23 protein-coding genes are annotated in these 21,373 nt (G+C 68.6%); 16 read left to right on the top strand and 7 right to left on the bottom strand.

Translation table 11 applies throughout. The features are described 5' to 3' along the window. The first annotated feature begins 165 nt into the window (after window positions 1-165). Window positions 166-1,812 (top strand): MFS transporter, encoded by a 1,647-nt coding sequence (locus ACFSJG_RS08545; protein WP_378484775.1) that lies wholly within the window; start codon window positions 166-168, stop codon window positions 1,810-1,812. Window positions 1,813-1,818: 6 nt separating this feature from the next. On the opposite strand, the gene ACFSJG_RS08540 is transcribed toward ACFSJG_RS08545, so the two are convergent. The 5 genes from ACFSJG_RS08540 to ACFSJG_RS08520 all read right to left on the bottom strand — a co-directional run bounded on the left by ACFSJG_RS08540 (window position 1,819) and on the right by ACFSJG_RS08520 (window position 5,199). Next, window positions 1,819-2,694 (bottom strand): copper resistance D family protein, encoded by an 876-nt coding sequence (locus tag ACFSJG_RS08540; RefSeq protein ID WP_378484774.1) that lies wholly within the window; start codon window positions 2,692-2,694, stop codon window positions 1,819-1,821. 98 nt (window positions 2,695-2,792) lie between these two features. Beyond that, window positions 2,793-3,293: a copper resistance CopC family protein gene (locus ACFSJG_RS08535; RefSeq protein ID WP_378485257.1), complete on the bottom strand. Its 501-nt coding sequence runs from the start codon at window positions 3,291-3,293 to the stop codon at window positions 2,793-2,795. Between the two features lie 8 nt (window positions 3,294-3,301). Beyond that, window positions 3,302-3,961 (bottom strand): YcnI family copper-binding membrane protein, encoded by a 660-nt coding sequence (locus ACFSJG_RS08530; protein ID WP_378484773.1) that lies wholly within the window; start codon window positions 3,959-3,961, stop codon window positions 3,302-3,304. A 34-nt stretch (window positions 3,962-3,995) separates the two neighbouring features. Then, the gene (locus tag ACFSJG_RS08525; RefSeq protein ID WP_378484772.1) at window positions 3,996-4,565 is read right to left on the bottom strand and encodes a hypothetical protein; all 570 of its coding nucleotides are present in this window, start codon (window positions 4,563-4,565) and stop codon (window positions 3,996-3,998) included. 16 nt (window positions 4,566-4,581) lie between these two features. Continuing rightward, window positions 4,582-5,199: a DUF6474 family protein gene (locus ACFSJG_RS08520; protein ID WP_378484771.1), complete on the bottom strand. Its 618-nt coding sequence runs from the start codon at window positions 5,197-5,199 to the stop codon at window positions 4,582-4,584. A gap of 207 nt (window positions 5,200-5,406) precedes the next feature. Here ACFSJG_RS08520 and ACFSJG_RS08515 point away from each other — a divergent pair, with 207 nt between their 5' ends. The 11 genes from ACFSJG_RS08515 (at window position 5,407) to ACFSJG_RS08465 (ending at window position 16,359) form a co-directional block, all read left to right on the top strand. Beyond that, window positions 5,407-6,975 (top strand): TM0106 family RecB-like putative nuclease, encoded by a 1,569-nt coding sequence (locus tag ACFSJG_RS08515; RefSeq protein ID WP_378485256.1) that lies wholly within the window; start codon window positions 5,407-5,409, stop codon window positions 6,973-6,975. 319 nt (window positions 6,976-7,294) lie between these two features. Continuing rightward, complete coding sequence (locus ACFSJG_RS08510; RefSeq protein WP_378484770.1) at window positions 7,295-8,557, top strand: ABC transporter substrate-binding protein; 1,263 nt, start codon at window positions 7,295-7,297, stop codon at window positions 8,555-8,557. Between the two features lie 94 nt (window positions 8,558-8,651). Further along, complete coding sequence (locus ACFSJG_RS08505; protein ID WP_378484769.1) at window positions 8,652-10,658, top strand: ABC transporter permease; 2,007 nt, start codon at window positions 8,652-8,654, stop codon at window positions 10,656-10,658. After that, complete coding sequence (locus ACFSJG_RS08500) at window positions 10,651-11,463, top strand: ABC transporter ATP-binding protein (protein WP_378484768.1); 813 nt, start codon at window positions 10,651-10,653, stop codon at window positions 11,461-11,463. The genes ACFSJG_RS08505 and ACFSJG_RS08500 overlap by 8 nt, the downstream gene beginning before the upstream one ends. Beyond that, window positions 11,460-12,179 (top strand): ABC transporter ATP-binding protein, encoded by a 720-nt coding sequence (locus ACFSJG_RS08495; RefSeq protein WP_378484767.1) that lies wholly within the window; start codon window positions 11,460-11,462, stop codon window positions 12,177-12,179. Before ACFSJG_RS08500 ends, ACFSJG_RS08495 begins: the two co-directional genes overlap by 4 nt. 4 nt (window positions 12,180-12,183) lie before the next feature. Then, window positions 12,184-12,804: a TetR/AcrR family transcriptional regulator gene (locus ACFSJG_RS08490; RefSeq protein WP_378484766.1), complete on the top strand. Its 621-nt coding sequence runs from the start codon at window positions 12,184-12,186 to the stop codon at window positions 12,802-12,804. A gap of 73 nt (window positions 12,805-12,877) precedes the next feature. Next, on the top strand, window positions 12,878-13,417 hold the full coding sequence (locus tag ACFSJG_RS08485) for a YaeQ family protein (RefSeq protein WP_378484765.1): 540 nt from the start codon (window positions 12,878-12,880) through the stop codon (window positions 13,415-13,417). Window positions 13,418-13,576: 159 nt separating this feature from the next. Beyond that, the gene (locus ACFSJG_RS08480; RefSeq protein ID WP_378484764.1) at window positions 13,577-13,846 is read left to right on the top strand and encodes a hypothetical protein; all 270 of its coding nucleotides are present in this window, start codon (window positions 13,577-13,579) and stop codon (window positions 13,844-13,846) included. Between the two features lie 628 nt (window positions 13,847-14,474). Next, window positions 14,475-14,861, top strand: a complete 387-nt coding sequence (locus ACFSJG_RS08475; protein WP_378484763.1) for a YaeQ family protein — start codon at window positions 14,475-14,477, stop codon at window positions 14,859-14,861. 247 nt (window positions 14,862-15,108) lie between these two features. After that, entirely contained in the window at window positions 15,109-15,372 is a 264-nt protein-coding gene (locus ACFSJG_RS08470) for a hypothetical protein (protein WP_378484762.1), read from the top strand. A gap of 513 nt (window positions 15,373-15,885) precedes the next feature. Next, window positions 15,886-16,359, top strand: coding sequence for a hypothetical protein (locus ACFSJG_RS08465; RefSeq protein WP_378484761.1), 474 nt, complete (start codon window positions 15,886-15,888; stop codon window positions 16,357-16,359). Window positions 16,360-16,443: 84 nt separating this feature from the next. Here ACFSJG_RS08465 and ACFSJG_RS08460 read toward each other — a convergent pair whose 3' ends face one another. Beyond that, window positions 16,444-17,211 (bottom strand): SDR family NAD(P)-dependent oxidoreductase, encoded by a 768-nt coding sequence (locus ACFSJG_RS08460; RefSeq protein ID WP_378484760.1) that lies wholly within the window; start codon window positions 17,209-17,211, stop codon window positions 16,444-16,446. Between the two features lie 227 nt (window positions 17,212-17,438). Here ACFSJG_RS08460 and ACFSJG_RS08455 point away from each other — a divergent pair, with 227 nt between their 5' ends. The 3 genes from ACFSJG_RS08455 to ACFSJG_RS08445 all read left to right on the top strand — a co-directional run bounded on the left by ACFSJG_RS08455 (window position 17,439) and on the right by ACFSJG_RS08445 (window position 19,929). Then, the gene (locus ACFSJG_RS08455; protein ID WP_378484759.1) at window positions 17,439-18,632 is read left to right on the top strand and encodes a hypothetical protein; all 1,194 of its coding nucleotides are present in this window, start codon (window positions 17,439-17,441) and stop codon (window positions 18,630-18,632) included. 176 nt (window positions 18,633-18,808) lie between these two features. Continuing rightward, window positions 18,809-19,492, top strand: coding sequence for a hypothetical protein (locus ACFSJG_RS08450; protein WP_378484758.1), 684 nt, complete (start codon window positions 18,809-18,811; stop codon window positions 19,490-19,492). Window positions 19,493-19,590: 98 nt separating this feature from the next. Beyond that, window positions 19,591-19,929: a hypothetical protein gene (locus ACFSJG_RS08445; protein ID WP_378484757.1), complete on the top strand. Its 339-nt coding sequence runs from the start codon at window positions 19,591-19,593 to the stop codon at window positions 19,927-19,929. Window positions 19,930-19,958: 29 nt separating this feature from the next. On the opposite strand, the gene ACFSJG_RS08440 is transcribed toward ACFSJG_RS08445, so the two are convergent. Further along, window positions 19,959-20,312, bottom strand: a complete 354-nt coding sequence (locus ACFSJG_RS08440) for a TraR/DksA family transcriptional regulator (protein WP_378484756.1) — start codon at window positions 20,310-20,312, stop codon at window positions 19,959-19,961. Window positions 20,313-20,418: 106 nt separating this feature from the next. Between ACFSJG_RS08440 and ACFSJG_RS08435 the strand changes: the two genes are divergently transcribed. Then, window positions 20,419-21,000, top strand: coding sequence for a TIGR03086 family metal-binding protein (locus tag ACFSJG_RS08435; RefSeq protein ID WP_378484755.1), 582 nt, complete (start codon window positions 20,419-20,421; stop codon window positions 20,998-21,000). Window positions 21,001-21,373: the final 373 nt, after the last annotated feature.

The raw sequence follows: 21,373 nt of genomic DNA, 5'->3' as shown, positions 1-21,373 counted from the left end.
TGGGGAGCACAGGTCCACGTTTCAGGATGACCCACGGACCCACCGAACTCCATCGAAAGGTTGATTTCGCCGGCGTAGGTGCGTGTGGGCGCGCCTTTCCGACGTGCTGCTGATGGAATCGAGATCGGACGGCGAACCGTCTCGACTCGACACGGAGGGTGACGCATGGCGCCTGAGGACACCGCCGAAGCGCGGGCGACCCGGCGGGACTGGATCGGGCTCGGTGTGCTGGCCGCCGGCCTGTCCATGATCGTCGTCGACGGCACGATCGTCGGGGTCGCGTTGCCGGTCATCATCACCGACCTCGACATGGACCTGACCGACGCGCAGTGGGTCAACAGCATCTACTCGGTGGTGTTCGCGGCGTTGCTGCTCACAGCCGGACGCCTCGGTGACCGCCTCGGCAGGCGCACCATGTTCATCGCCGGCGTGGTGGTGTTCCTGATCGGCAGCCTCCTCGCCGCCGTCGCGGGCAGTGCCACCGCGCTGATCGCGGCACGCCTGGTGCAGGGCATCGGTGGCGCGTTCGTGCTCCCGACCACGCTGTCGAGCGTCAACGCGACCTTCCGCGGTCGCGACCGGGTGGTGGCGTTCGCCGTGTGGGGTGCAGTGATTTCCGGCATGGCGGCCGTCGGCCCCCTCCTCGGTGGCTGGCTGACCACCTACTTCACCTGGCCGTGGATCTTCGTCGTGAACATCCCGATCGGTATCGCGGTGCTGCTCGGTGCCCTGCTCGCGGTCCGGAACACGCGGGCAACGATCACCGTGCCCGGTCTCGATGTCGACGGATTGCTGCTCAGCGCAATCGGATTCGGCGGCGTGATCTTCGCGCTCATCGAGGGGCAGAGCCTCGGGTGGTGGACGCCGATCGCCGAGTTCACGATCTTCGGGTGGACGTGGCCCCCCGACGCACCGGTGTCGGTGGTGCCGGTCGCCGGGGCGATCGGAGTGATCGCGCTGGTGCTGTTCGTGGTGTGGGAACGGCACCGCGCAGTGGGCAGTCACCGGTCCGCGATCCTCGACCTGACCCTGTTCCGGGTGCCGACGTTCAGCTGGGGCAACGTCACCGCCCTGACGGTGGCGATCGGCGAGTTCGGCCTGCTGCTGGTGCTTCCGCTCTTCCTGGTCAACGCCCTCGGCCTGTCCACCATGGGTGCCGGTCTCGTGCTCGCCGCCATGGCGTTGGGTGCGTTCGCGTCCGGTGCCGCCGCCCGGCACCTGGCGGTCGCTCTCGGTGCAACGCGGGTGGTGATCCTCGGGCTCGCGCTCGAGGTGGTCGGCGTCGCGATCGTCGCGGTGTTCGTCTCCGCGACCGTCTCCCCGTGGCTGCTCGCGGTGCTGCTCGCCGTCTACGGCGCGGGCCTCGGTCTGGCGTCCGCGCAGTTGACGGGCACAGTGCTGGCCGACATTCCGACGGAGAAGTCGGGGGAGGGCTCGGCCACGCAGAGCACGGTCCGGCAGCTCGGCTCGGCGCTCGGGTCGGCAGTTCTCGGTGCGGTGCTGTCGGTGTCGTTGGCGCACACCCTGACCGACCGCCTCGACACCGTGCCGGGCGTTCCGCCGCAGGCGGAGGAACAACTGGTCACCGCGACCCGCGACTCGGCGGGCGGAACGATCTCCGGGCTGCGGGAACAGGGCGACACCGGCTCGCTCGGACCGGCGGGGCCGGAGGTGACGTCGGCACTGTCCGAGGGATTCGGTGACGCCACCCGCATCTCGCTGTTCGCGGCGTCCGGTTTCCTGGCCATCGGTCTGGTCAGCGCGACCGCCCTGCACGTGCGGGCGAGGCGCGAGGACTCGGCAGCCGGGTAGGACCGCTCAGCCGGTCGTCGCCAGGGCGGCGGCGAGCCCGAACACCACCGCGAGGGCGAGGACGTCGAGGCCTGCGTTGCGGAGCGAGACAGCCTGGGTCGAGCGATGCGCGGCCGCGGCGGGCACCCACCCGCGGCGCCACCACCAGCCCAGTGCGACGAGACCGAGCAGCCCGACCGTCTTCGCCAGGACGATGCGGCCATAGCCGGTGGTCACCAGTGCGTCGAGACCACCGAGCGCGACCGCGGCGTCCACCGTTCCCGTGATCGTCACGACCGCAACGCATTTCCATGCCAGGTCCGAGTAGCGGGGGAGCAGCGTTGCCCACGACCCGCGCCCGCGCAGCACAAGTGCCATCGCGATCATCGGGCCGATCCACAGTGAGGCCGCCAGCACGTGCGCGGCGACGAGCACCGGCCCCAGGGCGTAGGCGGACATGTGCCCGGTGACGGACCGCGCCACCAGGGCGAGGGCGGCCACCGCGGCGAACGGTGTGGGCGGCCAGTGTGCGTCGCGCCGGAACGCGACCGTCGCGGCCACCGACAGTGCGGCGGTCGCGAGGACGGTCGCGAATCCGATGCGCCCGACGCTGATCTCGGCGACGAAGTGTCCGAGCGTGGCCGGGTCGAGTTCACCGGCCGGCACCTCGGCGGTCTCCGCGGCAGCGGCTACGAGCAACGCGGCTTCGGAGACCGCCCAGGCCGCCGCCGCGACGGCCATCGGACGCCACAGCCACGTCAGCGGGACGGCGGGCCTGCGGTCACCCCGTTGCAACAGCTCGAGCAGGCACAGGCCCAGAACGGTCGCGCCGAGCAGGTCGGACAGGACTCGGATCGTCGCCGCCGCGTCCGGACCGCTCGGGTGGGCCAGCAGCCACGCCACCGCCACCCCCGCCAGCCCGCCCAGAACTGCGAGCGTGCCTGTGCGCGCTTGTGGTGGCCAGGGCCGCCACAAGCGCGCACGGGCGGCGGAGCCGTGAATCACCGCTTGCGGAGCGCGAACGCCAGCCCGCCGCCGAATACGACGACCCCGGCCACGACGAACGGCCACAGCGGGATGCTGCCCGAGTCGTCACTCGACTCCGAGGACGATCCGGCCGCCGCGCCCGGTGTGCCGCCGCCCTCCTCCGTGAGGGTGAACGTGCTGGTTCCGCTGACGGGGTGGCCGTCGGCGGAGGTGACGCGGTACGCGATCGTGTATTCGCCGACCGGTCCGAGCTCGCCGACCGGGACGCTGATCGTCGGGCCGGACACCGTCGGGTCACCCTTCGACCACAGGTTGCCGTCGGGCCCGACGACCGTCAGCGCCGCGAAACTCGTCTGCAGCGGCTCGTTGAAGGTCACGGTGACCTGTTCGGGACCGGCGGCGATCGAGCTGCCGGTCTCGGGATCGACCCCGACGACTGCCGAGTGTGCTCCCGCGACTCCCACGCCGAACAGCGCGGCCAGAGCGGTCAGCAGTGTGACGGCCAGGACCCGCATCCGGCCGGTCACGAGCGACGACCGCGGATGGTCGCGCCGATGCCGAGCGCGGCACCGAGCGCACCGAGCACGAGGCCGATGCCGCCGAGCCAACGGGCGGTGGTGTCCGTGGCGTCCACGTCACCGGCAGCCTCGGTGTCGGTGCTCGCGTCGGCTCCGTGGGCGTGGCCGGTGTCGGCGGCCTCCGTGAGCGTCAGCGTCGGGGCGGGATGCTCCGGCTCGGCGCCGTTCTCGGCGACCTGGTCCCAGGCCACGACCTCGCCGTCACTGTAGGTCTGGACGGCGGCGAACGACACGGTGTCCTCGGTGGGAAGGGGTCCGGCCGAGAGGAGGAACTGCTGGAACTGACCGGGGCCCACGGAGACGCCGGGATCGGCGGTCCACGTCACGGAGGTCGCCTCGCCCTCCGCGTTCTTGGCGACCTGCGCGGTCCAGCCGGGAAGGGGCTCTGTGCGGGCGGACTTCAGTTCGGGCAGCGTGACTTCGAGCTTGGTGGTGCCCGCGGTGTCGGACTCGGTGGGAACCCGGAACGTCAGCACGGTGTAGCCGCCCTGGGCGGCGCCGGGAGCGCTGACGGAAACGTGGGCGGACGCCATGCCTGCGCCACCGACGAGCAACGCGGCGGTCGCACCGGCGACGAGGACGGTGCGAGTGGAACGGATCTTCATGTGTGGTCTTTCTCGAAAGATGTTGGGGGACCGGTCAGGCGAACTCGGCTGCCGGAGGTCCCCGTCTCGAGACCACGTGGTCGAGCAGGAGGTGGGTGAGCGGGTCGGTCGCCGCGGGAATGCGGTGCGACCGGCGTCGGAGCGGACGTGCGACCGGCCCGCGGAGCGGCACCCGCAGGGCACGCGTGATCGGGTCGTACAGCTTCTCGGCGGCGACGATGAGCGCGGCGCAGAGTGCGGTGGCGACGGTGTGCGCGACGAGCATCGTCGCGGCGGATGCGGTCGCGGCGTGCTGGTGCACCGTCGTGCCCGAGAGGATCAGGTGTCCGAGCAGCTGGCCGCCGGCGAGTGCCGCCGCGAGTGCGGTGCGCGTTCCCCGGCAGGTGGCGGCGACGGCTCCGGCGACGGTGCTGCACAGCACGAGCAGCGTCAGTGCGGCGGTGGTCGGATAACCGCCGCCGGCCAGTCCGTGACCGGCGACGGCGAGGGCCGCGGTGAGCGCACCGACTGCACTGCCACGGAGTGGTCCGGTGGTGCCCCCTCGCACGACACCGACGGCGCCGCCACGGATGGTGGCGCCGCCGGATGTCTGGTGCGAGGTCACGACTACGACGGTGCGGTCAGTGCACGCCGAGTTTCGCGAGCAGATCCGCCTCGACGCCGTCGAGTTCGGTCGCGATCGCGAGGTGGGCGGACTTGCGTCGCTGCGTCGGCATCAGCTCGGCGGCCTGGACGGCGGTGTCCAGTTCGGCGAGCCGGCTGCGGACCGCGGTGGTGAACTTCGCGGTGTCGGCGTCGGGCTGCCGCTTGGTGATCTCGTCGGCGGTGCGTTCCGCGCCGGCGATCCGGGCGCTGAGCCGGGCGCCGTGCCCGGTGTACGCGCCGAGCTCCTCGGGGGCTACGCCGAGTCGGTGGGCTCGCTGGGCGTCGAGTTGGGTGCGGGCCAGGACCGTGCCGCGGTAGACGAGAGGTAGCAGCGCAGGCGCAACCACGCGTGCGATACCGAGGTATCGCTTGACCTGGGATGCGGTGATGCCGGTCTTGGCGGCCGCCTTCTCCTGGGCTTTCAGGGTCGCGAGCTGCGCCTTTTCGACCTTCTTCGCGGACTTCGCGTCCGCCTTGAGCTTCTTGCGGTCATTGCGGGCGCCGTGCTTGGCCTCGAGCTTCGCCTTGTGCTTGAGGGCCTTCGCCTCGGCGCGGCGGGTCGCGCGCGACTTGCGTTTCTTGAACAAACCCATGCGGGTGGCCCCTCCATCTGGTGCTCGAGCGCCGGAACACTGCCGAGTACAGCGTATCGGTGCGAAGTCGAGGTTCGGCCGGTCGGGGCGAGCCTCGTGGAAGGGTTGTCGGACCGGCGGACCATAATCAGTTCCATCGTGAATTCTTCGCAAGGCCCACGGGAGCCCGTTCTGCCCGCCGACACGCCGAGCGGTCGGCGGTCGGTGCTGATCGATCCGAGGGCGCTGACGGGCTGTCGGCATCGCGTCCACCTCGACACGATGTACCCGCAGGCTGTCGCGGACGTACCCGAGGACGTCGGGGTTCAGCAGCGGCGGGAGGCCGCGCGGGCATTCCGGGAGTCGATGCGGGAACGACTCATGGACGGCGCCGGGTCCGAAAGTCACTCGTGGGTCATCATCGACCCCACCACCCGAGCGTCGCAGCGTGCTGCCGCGACTCTGCGGGCGTGCGCGGAGGGGGTGGACCGCATCTGGGGTGCGGTGCTTCCCGACGAACACGACACCGGTCGACGAGCGCGCTCCGAACTGTTGATCCGTGACCGCGAGCGCGGCGGCTACATCCCGGTCATCGTCGTCAACCACAAGGTCACCGACCCGGGTTCGGGTGCGGTCACCTCCGGGCTCGACGCCTGGGCGCCCGCCGCAGACGAGACGCGCAAGGTCCGCGCCCAGCTGCGTGACCAGTTCCGTCTCGCGCAGATCCACCGCATGCTCGAACGCAACGGCCATGCAAGCCCGTCCGCGCAGGGCGGAGCCATCGGCTATGGCGGCGAGTGCATCCTGGTGCACGATCTGGCCGCGGTCATGGAGTCGTACGACGCGCGGTTCACGGACCGGGTGGCGGTGGCGCGCGGCGAGGTCGCGACGGCGCCGTCACAGGTGGGGGAGTGCCGATCCTGCCCGTGGTGGCCGGACTGCAAGGCGGCGTTGACGGAGACCCGAGACGTCAGCCTCGTCGCGACGGGCTCGCGGGCGGAGGTGTTGCGGGCCGCCGGGGTCCACACCATCGACGCGCTCGCCGGCTGGGACGGACCTGCGCCGGAGGAGTGGCAGGGCAACGGGTTCGCAGACACTGTCGTGGTGGCCCGTGCGTGGCTCAAGGGCGTTCCTCTGGTGCGGCGTGCCGAGGAGGTGACGGTGACCCGCGCCGACGTCGAGGTCGACGTCGACATGGAGAGCTACCAGGAGCACGGCGCCTACCTGTGGGGCACGCTCCTGACCGAGTCGGGCGTGGTGCAGCCGTACCGGCCGTTCGTGACGTGGGATCCGCTGCCGACGGTGGACGAGGCGCGGTCCTTCGCCGAGTTCTGGGGCTGGCTGACCGACACCCTCGAGAGCGCCCTCGCACAAGGAAAAACCTTTGCCGCGTACTGCTATTCGCGGTCCGCGGAGGACAAGTGGCTGTTGGACTCGGCGACCCGGTTCGCGGGCCTGCCGGGCATCCCGACGGTGGCGCAGGTGCGCACCTTCATCGACGGCCCGCACTGGGTGGACGTCTACCAGGCGGTCAGCGACCAGTTCATCTGCCCGAACGGCAAGGGGCTCAAGAAGATCGCACCCGTCGCAGGATTCCACTGGCGAGACGCGGAGGCCGGTGGCGAGGCGTCGATGAGTTGGTACCGCGACGCCGTCGGCTACGACGGCGAACCGGACCTCTCCCAACGTGAACGTCTGTTCGTCTACAACGAGGACGACGTGCGCGCCACCAAGGTGTTGCGGGAGTGGATGACCGACCGCGCAGCCGCCGACGTGCCGCTCGCCTCGGAGCTGTAGGGCTCCACCTCCGATCGATCCCTCATGACGCCGGATCCCCGGCGTCCCTTCGTCGTGTTCGCACTGCGTGATGTCGCGTGCCTGCACGACGTGACGTTGCGTGCTCGCACGGCGTCGATTCCCTCCGAAATGTCCTGGTCTCCCGTCTGCCGATTCAGCTTGACACGACCGTAAAGTAGGGCTAATTTCTGCGTGACTCAGGTCACAGCAGGTACATTGCACCGGTCGTTACCAGGGCGAACGGTGTGGGGGATCGGTTGTGGCGGGCCCCCTCGGGCTGATGTGTCGTGCCCGAAAACTCGTCCGAAAGGCGGCGTTCATGCGTAGAAGAGTTGGTCGGATCGCTGCGGTCGCCGTGACCGCAGCCTGTCTGGTGTCGGTGGCTGCCTGTAGCAGCGACGACAGCAGTGACAGCAGCAGCGGCTCCGCCGCGAGCGCGACCGGTGTCCAGGCGACCGGCGACCCCGTCAAGGTCGGCCTGTTCAATCCGTCGAAGGGCCCGGCCACGCAGCCGGGCGTGACCACCGGCGCGAACGCCGCGGTCGACTACATCAACAACCAGATCGGCGGGATCGGAGGCCGTCCGATCGAACTGATCGACTGCGGACTCGACCAGACGGCACCCGAGTCGACGATCGCCTGCGCGAACCAGTTCGTCGAGGCCGGCGTCGTCGCCGCGATCGACGCCTACAACACCGAGTCCCTCGCCGCGATGCCGATCCTGCAGTCCGCGGGCATCCCGATGGTCGGTCAGATCCCCTTCAACACCGCCACCGGCGCCCAGGCCGAGGGCCGCGTGTACTTCGGTCCGCCGCCCGCCGCGTTCCTCGTCGGCTTCATGGAGCAGCTCAAGGCCGCGGGAAAGACCTCGCTGACGCTCGCGAACACCGATCTCCCGCAGGCACATCAGGTCGCCGACGCGCTGATGATCCCGTTCGGCCAGCAGCTCGGCATCGACGCCAAGGCCGTCTACTACCCGCCGACCGGCCCGAACTTCACGGCGCTGGCCACCACCCTCGCGGAGGGCAACCCCGCCGCGGCCGGTCTGATGACCGCACCGAACGACAACACCTGCACCAAGCTCGCGCAGTCGCTGGTGTCGGTGAAGTACCAGGGCACCCAGTTCATGGCCGCCTGCACCGAGTTCATCGACACCATGGGCTCGCAGGTCGTCGGCGCCCAGACGTACTCCCCGTTCTGGCTGCCGCCGTCGATCGACTCCGCTCCGGAGGCGGCGAAGACGAATCTGCAGGCCGCCGAGGAGGCCATCGAGGCCGAGGGCGGCACCGCCGGCTTCTACGCCTACGGCACCTTCACCACCCTGATCGACTTCGCGACGGTCCTCACCGATGCCGGGGTCAAGGACTTCACCGGCGCCAACGTGCTCACCGCGCTGAAGGCGGTCAACGGCTACCAGTCCTTCCTGGGCCCGCAGCTCAACTGCGGCAAGGCGACCAGCCCGAACTGCACCACCGAGATGCTGCTGTTCGAGGTCACCGGTGACAAGAAGACCGAGCCGGTCACCGGCGGGTTCATCACGCCGAACCCGCAGGTGCTCGGGATGATTCCGGGCGCCGCGTAGCCGGTCCCCGAGACGGCCGGGCGGTGCCCGACGGCACCGCCCGGCCTCTCTACCAACACGCGCCGCACGGCGCGTCGAGTGAGTGAGTGCCACCATGGGTCAGTTCCTGCAGTTCGTCTTTCTCGGTTTGTCCAGCGGCGCCGTCTACTCGGTGTTCGCCTCGTCCCTGGTGGGTGTGTACGCGGCCACCGGCATCATCAACTTCGCGCAGGGCGCGATCGGCCTCTGGGCCGTCTACACCGTCGCCGCGCTCCGATCCGACGGCACACTCGTGCTGCCGATCGGCTCCTTCGCTCTCGGCAGCGAGGATTCCCCGACCCCGATGCTGCTCGCCGTGCTGATCGGCGTGGTCAGTGCCGTAGTGTGGGCGCTCGCCGCGCACGTGCTGGTCTTCCGGCCCCTGCGGCACGCCCCGGTGCTCGCGCAGGTCGTCGCGTCCGTGGGTCTCATGCTCTTCCTGCAGGCGCTCGTGCACCTGCGTTTCGACACCGAGAACCTGTTCGCGCTGTCGATCCTCCCGGACGACACCGTCGAGATCCTCGGCGCCGTCGTCAACGTCTCCGACCTGATCCTCGCCGGCGTCGCGATCGCCGTCGCCGCGTTGTTCTGGGCGTACTTCAAGCTGACCGTTCTCGGCGTCGCCACCCGCGCGGGTTCCGAGGACGAGCTCGCCGCCCGGCTCACCGGCTACTCCCCGGACCGGCTCGCCGCGATCGTGTGGGCGCTGACCGGAGCCGCGACCGGCCTCATCGTCATCCTGGCGTCGTTCACCATCGGCCTCAGCGTCACCACGTACACCTTCTTCGTCATCCCGGCGCTGGCCGTGGCTCTCGTCGGCCGGCTCAGCTCGTTCGGGGTCGCGTGTACCGCGGGCCTGGTGCTCGGTGCCTTCCAGTCGGTGATCCTGTGGCTCACCACCAAGGACTGGTGGCCCGAGTGGGCGCAGGCCGGCCTCGGTGACGCCGTCCCGTTCGTCATCGTGGTCGTCGCGCTGTTCCTGCTCGGTGGCCGCATCCCGTCCCGCGGTTCGCTCGGCGAGGTCAAGATGCCCGCGGTGACCATCCCGTCCATCCGGGTGGTGCCGGCGCTGGGCGTCACCGCCGTGGTCGTCGCGGCGATCGTGTTCACCACCGGCACCTGGCGCTACGGCGTGGTGACGTCGGTGATCCTGTCGCTGATCGCGCTGTCGCTGGTGCTGCTCACCGGGTACCTGGGACAGATATCGTTGGCCAGCATGGCCTTTGCGGGCACCGCCGGATTCGCACTGTCGAAGCTCACCACCGAGTGGCACGTCCCGTTTCCGCTCGACATGATCCTCGCGGCGCTCATCGCCACCGCCCTCGGCGTCCTCGTCGGCATCCCGGCGCTCCGGATCCGCGGCGCCCAGCTCGCCGTCGTCACCCTCGCTGCGGCGCTGGCCATCCAGAGCTTCGTGTTCAACAACCCGGCGATCACCGCATACGAGGGCAACGTGATCGAGGACCCGTCGCTGTTCGGCATCGACTTCGGTGTCCGCGACGGCACCAACCTCGTGACGTTGCGTTTCGCATTCCTGGTGCTGGTCGTCGTCGCGATCACCACGGTCCTGGTGCTGCGCCTGATGAGCGGCTCCACAGGCCGGGCCTTCCTCGCCGTCCGCTCCAACGAGCGCGCCGCGGCCTCGGCCGGCATCAACGTGGCCGCGACGAAGCTCCTCGGATTCGCGTTGTCCGCGTTCCTCGCAGGCATCGGCGGCTGCCTCATCGGGTACAGCCGCGGTCAGCTGTCGGCGGGTTCGTTCACCGTGATGATCGGCCTCACGCTGCTCGCGATGACGTACGTCGGCGGCATCACCTCGTTCGCGGGCGCCTGCATCGCCGGGGTCATCGGCCCGCTCGGCGTCGGCTACGTGTTCCTCAACCAGACCCTCAGCCTCGGCGAGTACTACGAGCTGATCGCGGCGGGCAGTCTGCTGCTGATGGCGGTGCTCAACCCGGTCGGCGTGGCCGGCGCGGTCTCCGAGGCGTGGGAACACCTCCGGGCCCGCGGACGCCATCACAAGGACGACGATTCGATTCCGCCGCAGCCGGAATCGCCCTCTCAGGTAGGTGCGCATGTCTGACACGACCTTCGCCACGACGGCGCAGAGACTGCTCGAAACACGCGGGCTGTCCGTCCGCTACGGCGGCGTGAGCGCCAACACCGACATCGACCTCGCGGTCGGTGCCGGCGAGATCGTCGGCCTCATCGGTCCGAACGGCGCGGGAAAGACCACGTTCGTCGACGCGGTCACCGGGTTCACGAAGTCGAGCGGCAGTGTGTCGCTGGCCGGTTCGCAGCTGGAGAAGTCCAGCCCGCACCGTAGGCGCCGGGCGGGCATGGCCCGGACCTGGCAGGCGGGCGAGCTGTTCACCGATCTCACCGTCGCGCAGAACCTTGCCGTCGCGGTGCAGTCGGTCGGGCTGCGGGCGATGTTCTCCGACATCGTGAACGGGTCGAAGCCTCCGGCGGACGCGATCGACCGTGCCCTGACGCTGGTCGGGCTGACCGACGTCGCGGACCGTCGGCCGGGCGAGCTGACTCTCGGTCAGCAGAAGCTGGTCGGTGTCGCCCGTGCCCTCGTCGGAGACACCCGGCTGGTGTTGCTCGACGAGCCGGCCGCGGGTCTCGACACGCACGAGAGCAAGGAGTTCGGCACCGAACTGCGTCGGATCGCGAACACCGGAATCGGTGTGCTGCTCATCGACCACGACATGTCGCTCGTGCTCGACGTCTGTGACCGGCTGTACGTCCTCGACTTCGGGAAGGTCATCGCGCAGGGCCCGCCCGCGCAGATCCTCGACGACCCGGCGGTGGTGGCGGCCTATCTCGGTAGTCCAGAGGTGGAAGCAGCGGCACCGCAGAATGATTGGGAGGAGCAGGCATGAGCGGTCAGCCGGTGTTCGAACTGGACGACATCACCGTCGGCTACGGCGGTGTGTCCGCGGTGCGCGGACTGAGCGCGTCAGTGCGCGAGGGAGAGATCCTGGCGCTGTTGGGACCGAACGGTGCCGGAAAGACGACCACCATGCTCGCGGCGGTCGGTGCCCTGCCCCTGATCTCGGGCAGCGTCCAGGCGCTCGGTCAGCCGATCGACTCCGCCGTGGAGAAGAACGCCAGGCGGGGCGTCACCCTCGTCCCGGACTCTCGCGGGGTGTTCCACCGGCTGTCGGTGGCAGACAACCTGCGGCTGGCCAAGCGCAAGGGCGGCACCGACCTGGGCGTGGTGTACGAGTACTTCCCCAAGCTGAAGACGATGCGGACCCGCAAGTGCGGCAACCTGTCGGGTGGCGAGCAGCAGATGCTCGCCATGGCGAAGGCGCTGCTCGCAGGTCCGAAGGTCCTGCTCATCGACGAGCTCAGCCTCGGGTTGTCGCCGATCGCCGTGCAGGAGCTGCTACCTCGGCTGCGGTCCATCGCGGACGACCAGCGGATGGCGGTGATCCTGGTGGAACAGCACATCGACCTCGCGCTGGGAATCGCGGACTCGGCTGTTGTGCTGCACCACGGCCGGGTGGCGCTGTCGGCGCCCGCGGCCGAGCTCCGGGGGCGGCGGGACATGGTGGAGGCCGCATATTTCGGCCGGACCGTGGATGTAGCGTGACGGGGTGCCCAACACACGGAATCGTCCGACGGACGAGCAGCTGCTCTGTGCCGCCCGGGCGGTGATCGCGGAGGTCGGTGCCGACCGCGCGACCATGGACATGGTCGCCGAGCGCGGCGGCACCACCCGGGTCACCCTGTACGCGCACTTCCGATCACGGGATGCGCTGATAGACAAGGTAATTCAGCGTGAACTCGACGTCTTCACGTCGTGGATGGTCGCGGCGTACGACGAGAGCGAGGACATGCCGCACGGCGCCCGCGCACGGCACGCGGTGGAGGCGCTGTTCGGCTACGCGCGTGACCATCCGGACGGGTTCCGGGTCCTGTTCGGGCACCGCGACGCCACCACCGACCCCGGGCGCCGGCTGCACGAGGTGCTGGTCCCGCGGATCGCGGACCGGCTGCGAGCCAACTACGCCGCCCGCGGCGCCGAGATCGGAGCGGGTGCGGAGACGCTGGCGTCACTGCTGCTCGGCATGAGCCTCGACGTCGCCTATCGGGCGGTGGTGGTCGGCGGCGCTGATCTGGACCGGGCCTGCGAGCTCGCCGTCACCGCGACCTTCGCCGTGCTGCGTGACGTCAGCCCGGTGCAGCTCGAGGCGCTCTCCGCGCATTCCGAATAGACGTCCCAGCACATCACCGCCCCGCGCGGGTGCGGCGAAATTCCTGGCCTGAACTGCCGGTATGCTCGGAAGCATGGCACTGAGCGCGACCCTGTACACCTTCGCCGTACAGCTGGCGGACGTCGACCGCGGCGTCTACCAGGACATGGACCTGCGGGTCGCGCGCCATCCGTCCGAGACCGCCGAGTACATGCTGACCCGGGTACTCGCGTACTGCCTCGAGTACGAGGACGGCATCTCCTTCAGCGACGGCGGGGTGTCGTCGGACGAGGCGCCGGTCCTGGTCCGGGACCTCACCGGGCACGTCACCGCCTGGATCGACGTCGGGGCACCCGATGTGGACCGCATCCACCGTGCGGCCAAACTCGCCGACCGGGTCGCGATCTACACCCACCGTGACCCGGTGAAGGTCCTGGCAGCGCTCCCGGCGAAGCGCATCCACAAGTCGGACGCGATTCCGGTCTACAGCTTCGACAGCGCGTTCGTCGAAGACGCGGCAGCGGCCATCGAACGCCGCACCGCCGTCTCGGTGTCCGTCACCGAACGCCTGCTGTACCTCGACCTCGGCGGCGCGGCGTTCAGCACGCAGATCGAGGAGCATCGGCTCGCGTAGTCGAAATCGGCGCAGGTTCGTTGGTGTACAACACTTTCGGCATGCGGTTCATCGTCTGTGGAACAGTCGAGTGCCAGTCTCCGACCGGATAGTCTGTCGGACACCCCCGTGCGCGTGGGGTATCCGGAAATCACTGCTGGCGGAACGGGGAGTGTCATCGTGGGGAAGAACTTGTTGCGGCGGGGTGCGTCGCTGATCGGTGCAGGCGCTGTCGTCGTGGGGCTGGCTGTCGGGGGCGGGGTCGTCGGAGCGGGGACCGCGAGTGCTGTATCGAGTGTTGACTACTGCTACAGCGACATGGACCCCGGCTACGGCCCGTACCTCTGCCTGACGGAGCCGGTCAGCCAGGCCCTCCTGGCTGTCCTCGCTGTGTACGTACCTGTCGCAGGGAGCGTCGAACACGTCTTTGATGGCGTGTCGCAGTCGTGACTGTCGGGGTGGTCGCGTCGTGTTTCGCGCGGCCACCCCAGCTGGTCTGGAACTGATTGCTACCGCGGTCTCATGCGCAGCGCGCCGTCCATGCGGATGGTCTCGCCGTCGAGGTGGTGGTGCGCCTGCGGCATCCTCTGCCGGAGGTGTGCCTACTCGGACCGGAAGCATGTGCGGCAGAGGCTGTTCAACACCATGGCTTCTGCCTGAACGAGGTGTTCGGATCCCACCCCAGGCCAGAAGACCGGGTGGTACTTTCCGCTGGATGAGCGTGGTGCGAGCAACACGAGGAGCTGCGACCGCACCTCGAAACGGGGAGAATCGATCCGAGGAGAATCATGTCTCGAGTTCTTACGCGCGTCGGCGCATCGCTCGCGGTGTCCACCGCCCTGGTCGGAGGCGGGCTGGGTTTCGGCCTCGGCGCCGCTTCAGCAGAGTCGTCGGTGGGCAGTGTGGTCGGGTTCGTCCCGGAACGGGCGGCTGAAGTCATTTTCGTCACGGGTCTCGCAACGGGTTCGATCGACTCCGACGACGTCTGGCTCGGCTGCAACATCTCATGCCCGACTCCAATCCCGACCACCCTCCAGAACCTGCTCAGAACCCTTGGCGTTCACGGTGAGAACGGTCCGTGGCCGGCCCTTCCGTGGGCACCCGAACCGGTGTTTCCGACCTGGGAGCCCTGAACCGCTGCGACCTCACCGGGCACGTCACCGCCTGGATCGATGTCGGGGCACCCGATGTGGACCGCATCCACCGTGCGGCCAAGCTCGCCGACCGGGTCGCGATCTACACCCACCGCGACCCGGTGAAGGTCCTGGCAGCGCTCCCGGCGAAGCGCATCCACAAGTCGGAGGCGATTCCGGTCTACAGCTTCGACAGCGCGTTCGTCGAAGACGCGGCATCGGCCATCGAACGCCGCAACACCGTCTCGGTGTCCGTCACCGAACGCCTGCTGTACCTCGACCTCGGCGGCGCGACCTTCAGCACGCAGATCGAGGAGCATCGGCTGGCGTAGCGGTCCCCGCGAGCGCCGCGCGTCGTTTCGCCGTGCGGATGGCTCGCGTTGCGGTGGTCGTCCGCGCCGTCATCGGCCGGCCCGTTCGCGACGGGTTCGGCGTAAGAGTGTTGGTGCACAACAGTTTATGCCGGTCGTGGTTCTCACCGAAGTGAGCGGACTGGCGCTGCCGAGAAGCTACTGTGTCGGATGCTCCGCGCATGTGGGGCAGGCACGCATCACTGGTGGCAGAACGGGGAGTGCAGTCATGGGTAGGAAGTTGCTGCGTCGGGGTGCTGCGGGGATCGGCGCCGCCGCTGTGGTCGTGGGTGTGGTCGTCGGGGGCGGGGTCGTCGGAGCGGGAACTGCGAACGCCTACTGCCAGGAGAATCCAGACGGTGGGTGCTACAACGACGCCGGTTCGATCGACATCCCCGACCCCGTCCGCGAGGTCCTCGTCGATGCCCTCACCGCCCTGTTGCCCGCGGCAGAGGTGTTCGACGAGATCGTGGGGAGCGCGTCGCTGTCCTGACCTGCCGTTGCCGATACCCGATGCAGTCGGCCCACCCGATGTTCGGGCAATCGGTCGGGTGTCGCTGCGCTTGCGCGCCGGCCCTGCTGAGTGACCCGTCCACGCGGGTCGTCTCACCGTCGGGTGCCCCGCGGCGGTCATCCGCAAGCCGTCGATGTGCGTCCGGGACAGGTTGCGGCACACAGTGTTCAACACCGCAATGGCCTGCAGAAGGATGTGTACTCGATCTGGTCCGGTCGGTCGAACCGGCCTGTACCTTGTTGCCGGACGAGGATGGTGCCGCGACACAACGCCGCTGGCTACGGCCACCTCGAGAAGGGGAGGAGTCGTATGAGAGTTCAGGGGACTTCCAGGACCGCCGCACTCATCGCCGCAGCCGCGGTCGCCGCGGGAAGTGTGATCGCGGGGGCCGGTACGGCGACCGCGCAGCAGGGGTGGGAGGTGTTCGGGAGCTATGAACCTCAGACGCCCTGCCTTCCTTGCGGAGGATGGGGTACGTCCTACCCGGAGACCATGGCCGAGAACGTGATATTCCGGCGAGACGTCCCCACCACGATCGAGCGGGGACTGCTGGTCACCTTCGAGAACACCTTCTTCCTCCCCGTCCGGGAGGGCACCACGCCGAGAAGCATCACCAAGGTGGTCGAACATCCGCCGGCCGGACTGGTGTTCAGTGGAGTACAGGTCGTGCGCAGCATCGACCACAAGCAGGAAACCATCGAGTCCGGCACGGCCCACGTCGACAAGTCGACCGGAGCGGTCACGGTCGAGGCTCCGGAGGGAGGGTGGGCGATTCCGAACTGGGTCGGCACCGACCGCCTGATCATGCGTTTCGTCTACCACGTCCCGTTGACCACTCCGCTCGGCGCGACCGGCAGTAGCAACTCCACCTTCGAGATGGCTGGGGTCGACGGAATCCACGGCCTGAAGATTGCGAATCACGAGATCGTGGAACTGAATCCGGAGAACCTGCTCCCGTTCTCGTGAGACCGGCGGTCGCGATGTCGAAGGGTGGTCGCATCGGTTGCGATGCGACCACCCTTCACGGTCTGGCAGGTGTCGAGCTGGTCGCTACCGGGGTGCCATGCGCAGCGCGCCGTCCATGCGGATGGTCTCGCCGTTGAGGTAGTCGTGCTCGACGATCATCTGTGCGAGCTGCGCGTACTCGGTGGGCTGCGCGAGGCGGGACGGGAACGGAACCCCGGCCTCGAGACCCTTGCGGTACTCCTCGGTGACGCCGGCAAGCATCGGGGTGTCGACGATGCCGGGGGCGATGGTGTTCACGCGGATGCCGTACTGCGCGAGGTCGCGTGCGGCGGGGACCGTCATGCCGTGCACGCCGCCCTTGGACGCCGAGTACGCAATCTGCCCGACCTGGCCCTCGAACGCCGCGACGGATGCGGTGTTGATGACGACGCCGCGCTGGCCGGAGGCGTCGACGGCGTCGGTCTTGGCCATCGCGTCCGCGGCCAGGCGCATCACGTTGAACGAGCCGAGCAGGTTGACCGTGATGACGGTGCGGAACAGTTCGAGGTCGTGCGGGCCGTTCTTCGACAGGATGCGGCCGGCCCATCCGACACCGGCGCAGTTCACGACGATGCGCAGCGGCACACCCGACGCGACGATCTGCTCGACCGCGGCCTGCACCTCGTCACCGCTGGTGACATCGGTGGGGATGAGCGTGACCCCGGCGGGCACGTTGTCGCCGGCGCGCTCGATGGACTGGGCGAGGTCGAGTCCGAAGACGGTCGCGCCCGCGTCGGCGAAGCGCTTCGCCGTCGCCGCGCCGAGGCCGGAGGCCGCTCCGGTGACGAGTGCCGCGGTTCCCTGAATCTCCACTGTTCGCTCCCTCTCGCAATTACTAGGTCGTCCTACTAATCGGAACGATAGTCGGAGGGCGTGAACGGCTCGCAACGAGGGCGGCGTACAACGCTATGACCTGCGAAAACGTGATGCCGAAAACGGTCCGATCGGACAAGGCCGAAAGGTACGGTGTCGCGGGGAGAGGGCGGGCGCCGCGACACGGGTCGCGATGCACGACCGCCTCTGGAACAGGGGATTTGGGGATGAGGTTGCGTAAGACTGGCGCGCTCCTGGCCGCGGCCGTCGTGGCCGCGGGGGGTGCGATCGTGGGTGTCGGCACCGCCGCGGCACAGGACGGCGGATTCGGGAGCAGCGCCGTAGCCGAGGCTCTGACGAGCCCGTTGACCCCGGAATCGATCGTGGGTTTCGACGACACCCCTCCGCCGAACTTCTCCGTGACGCAGAACATGGAGAACATCACGGTGCGCCACATAGGATCCGGGGTGCCTGAGCGCGGCGAGCTCAACTCAATCCGCACCACATTCTTCCGCACCGGATCGCCGAGCCGGAACATCACCACGATCGTGGAACACCCGCCCGCGGGCTTCGTCTTCGAGGGGGTCTCGGTCTGGTTGACCACGTACGGGCCGGACACGTGGGTCACGAACTCGCCCTACCTGAAGCTGTACGAGTCGACGGAGCTCGCCCCGGAATCGGTCACCGTCGACCCGGCTTCCGGGGCGGTCACGATCGTGGCCCCCGACGGCGGTTGGGAGATCCCCGACTACGACCCGAACACGCAGACGCGCACCAGCCAGCTCGGCGTGTACGCCAGCTACCGCATTCCCAACACCGCCATGCCCGGGCCGCTGCCCAGTGGACTCACCTTCGACGTGACCGGGATGGGTCGTCTGGGTGCGGCGCAGATGGAGGGGGCGGTCACGGAGATCGCGCCGCTGCACCCGCTCGAGTGGGTTGGCTCGTCCGATCGTGTCGGGTGCCCCGGCGGCGTGTATTACCGGGACAGCCAGACGGTCGATGGCGTGAAATTCGACCGGAACGTGGTGACTCGCGGGCATCCGGGAGGGGAGTATCGGGTCGAGTACGACATCGAGGCCGAGGACACCGCGGCGTTCCTCAGCCGTATCACCGATTACCCGCCGTCACCGGATTACAAGCTCACCCAGGTCATCGTGTCGACGCGTGACTACCGTGACCACGAATGGCCGACACCCGAGATCGATGCGGCAACCGGGGCGGTGACCGTCACCGGCTCATATCCGCTCGCGACGAAGGTGGATGTCTCCTTCACTTACGCGCAGGTGCCGTGGACGGCCAGGGAAGGTTCCAGCCAGCGGGGCGGCGGCGGATTCACCGTCACCGGTGCGGAACCGTACGACGCGCCCGTCATGGAGGGCACCAGCTTCGAGGTCTTGCCGACGCCGCTGGCCTGCTGATCGAGGGGGCCACCGCATGTGTTCGCGGGCGATGGTGAAAACCAGTGCAGTGCAATCAGATATAGAGGAGTGACATCGGGTAAGGAGATGTTTCGTGGGTGGTGCCGCGGTCCTGGCATGACGGCTTCGAGATCGGTTAGGGACACAGTCAGTTCAATCGAAAAGGTGAAGTACGGATGAAAGCAGGGACGATCCGGCGCGGTGCTGCGGCGCTGTCGGCGGTGGCGATCGTCGTTGGTGGAGCGATGGTTGGTGGAGTGGGTACGGCTACTGCTCAGGTCTGGTACGACCCGTGGAACCCGTTGTTGCAGCTGGAGGTGGACATCCTGAACAGTGTGGGCTCGTCCGATCGGGTCGGGTGCCCAGACTCCTTCTATCACACCGACAGACTGGTGTTCGGGGGCATGACTCTCCGAAGAAGTGTGAATACCAACGAGGTGCGCGGGGGGTACTACGCCGTCGACTACGACATCACCACCGACGACAACACCGATGTCATCACCCGTTTCACCGACTACCCGCCGTCGCCCGATTACAAGCTCAAGGAGACCCACATCTACTGGGCCGAGACAATCGACGGCGTTCTCCACCCAAGGAATGATCCGAACCCAACTCTGACGGTTGACGCCCAGACTGGTGCGGTGACGGTCACTGGCGCTTACCCGATCACCACGAACTTCGTCTTCACTTACGAGGGGATCCCATCGTCGGCCAGGGAGGGTTCGATCCAGCAGAGCGGCGCTGGTATCACCGTCGGCGGATTGGAACCTCAGGACTGGCCGGTCATCGAGGGCAACAGTTTCGAAGTTGCGAAGACGCCGCTGACCTGTGGTCCGAGTCCTTTGACGCCTCAAGGGTGATCTCGAAAGCGGTCTGATCTCGATGGGCCGCCACCGTGTCGGCAGGCACGGTCGTCGGAGCACTCGGATTCTCGGCAACTACAAGAAGGACGAGATTGATGGCAGGAAAGTTGGTTCGGGGCGGGGTCGCGGCGCTGTCGGCGGCGGCGATCGTTGCCGGCGGGGCGGTCGTGGGTACGGGGACGGCGTCGGCGCAGTCGGCGGAAGATTTCGTGTCGTCGGCGTCCAATGGGGTGTACCTGTCGTCGGAGTGGACGCCCGAACAGTGGGTCGCGGCCGGGCTCTTTGCGGCCCTGTTGACGCCCTTGGCGGTGCTCGATGCCGTGAGTTCGTTCGATCTCGTTATCGGGTGCCCCGGCTTCGGAGGCGAGCAGTGCGTGCCTGTGGCCATCGAACAGCAGTTGCTCAATTGGGTCGAGGGAGAGTTGGGCTCGTAACCGGCATGGAGATGCGGTGGCCTCCGCGGTCACGCGCAGTCGATGCACCGCCGGGCGGCGGGGAGTGCGTCCAATCGTTCCGGATTGATCGGGCGGCCGCATTTCTCGCACGCCCCGTAGGTACCGGCGTCGAGGCGCCGCTCGGCGGCGGCGAGCTCCTCCAGGTCGCGCCGGGCATCGTCGAGCAGGGACGACGTCTGCGCCCGCTCGAACGCGACGGTCGATCCCTCCGGGTCGTGCTCGTCGTCGTCGGTACTCAGGTGTGAGCCCTCGATGATGTCGGCCAGGCGGGCGGTGAGGAAGTCGATGCGGTGCGCGGCGTCGGCGCGTTCGGTTGCGATCCGATCACGCGCCGAGGCGACGCCCGGTTCCGGAAGCGTCATGCTCGGTTCAACGTGAAACGAGGCCGATCCGATACCCGGATGTTCGATGAGTTTCCTGTTCCGGCCGGGTCGGTATCCGAAGAGGGATCCGACCGAGGAGGGAACCATGCCTGTCGAGCTCGACCTGGCGCCGGCAGCGGCGCAGGTGTCCACGATCGCGGCCAATGTCCGTGACGACCAGCTTGCCGCGCCGACACCGTGCACAAAGTGGCCGGTCACGGTGCTTCTGGCGCATCTCGTGTACCTCTCCGAGGCATTCACTGCGGCTGGGCGGAAGACGCCGTTCCCCGGCGATGCGTCCGTCATTCCGGAGCTTCCCGCCGACTGGCGCACCCGTCTCGCCGCCAACCTCGACACACTCGTCGCCGCGTGGCGCGACCCCGGCGCCTGGGAGGGAGAGGCTACGGCGGGTGGCGTCACGATGCCCGCCTCGGTGATGGGTGTCGTCGCGCTCGACGAGCTCGTACTGCACGGCTGGGACCTCGCTCGCGCCACCGGGCAGCCGTTCGCCGCCGAGCCCGCCGACGTCCTCGCGTGCCTCGGGTTCGCGGAGGCGATGTCGCAGCCCGGTGACGAAGCGAGCCGCGAGGGGCTGTACGGGCCGGTGGTTCCGGTGCCCGCCGATACCGACGACCTCACCCGGCTCCTCGGATATGCGGGCCGTAGCGCCGCATGGCCGGACCAGTGAGGTGATCGATCACCCCCGCCGGGCGCCGTTGGAGACGTCACCGGCGTCACGTTCCTTGTCCCCAGATTCGAGTTCGTGGACGCGCAAGTCGATCGGTCCACGACCACCGACAGCTCCGCGTCCGCCGCCCAAGTTCACGCTCCGCGCACCCGAGTATCGGGTGCGCGGCAGCGCAACGGGATTCACTTTCGCCGGCACCTCGGTGCAGGCATCGGGCGGGCGGATCGCGACCGGCAACACGCGTGTGTGGCCGGAGTCAGCAGGCGGCACCGGGAGCTGAGTGGCCTCCCCCGTGTAATGGGGCGTACCCATCCGGGGGTGCGCCCCACTCGGTGATGGTTGTGGCAGCGGGCATGGTCGAGCGCTGTGCCGC

Origin of the sequence: Rhodococcus gannanensis, assembly GCF_042681175.1 — a bacterium.
GTDB lineage: Bacteria > Actinomycetota > Actinomycetes > Mycobacteriales > Mycobacteriaceae > Rhodococcus_G > Rhodococcus_G gannanensis.
The sequence above is the reverse complement of the archived record's forward strand: the minus strand, read 5'-3'. Positions and strand labels throughout refer to the sequence as shown.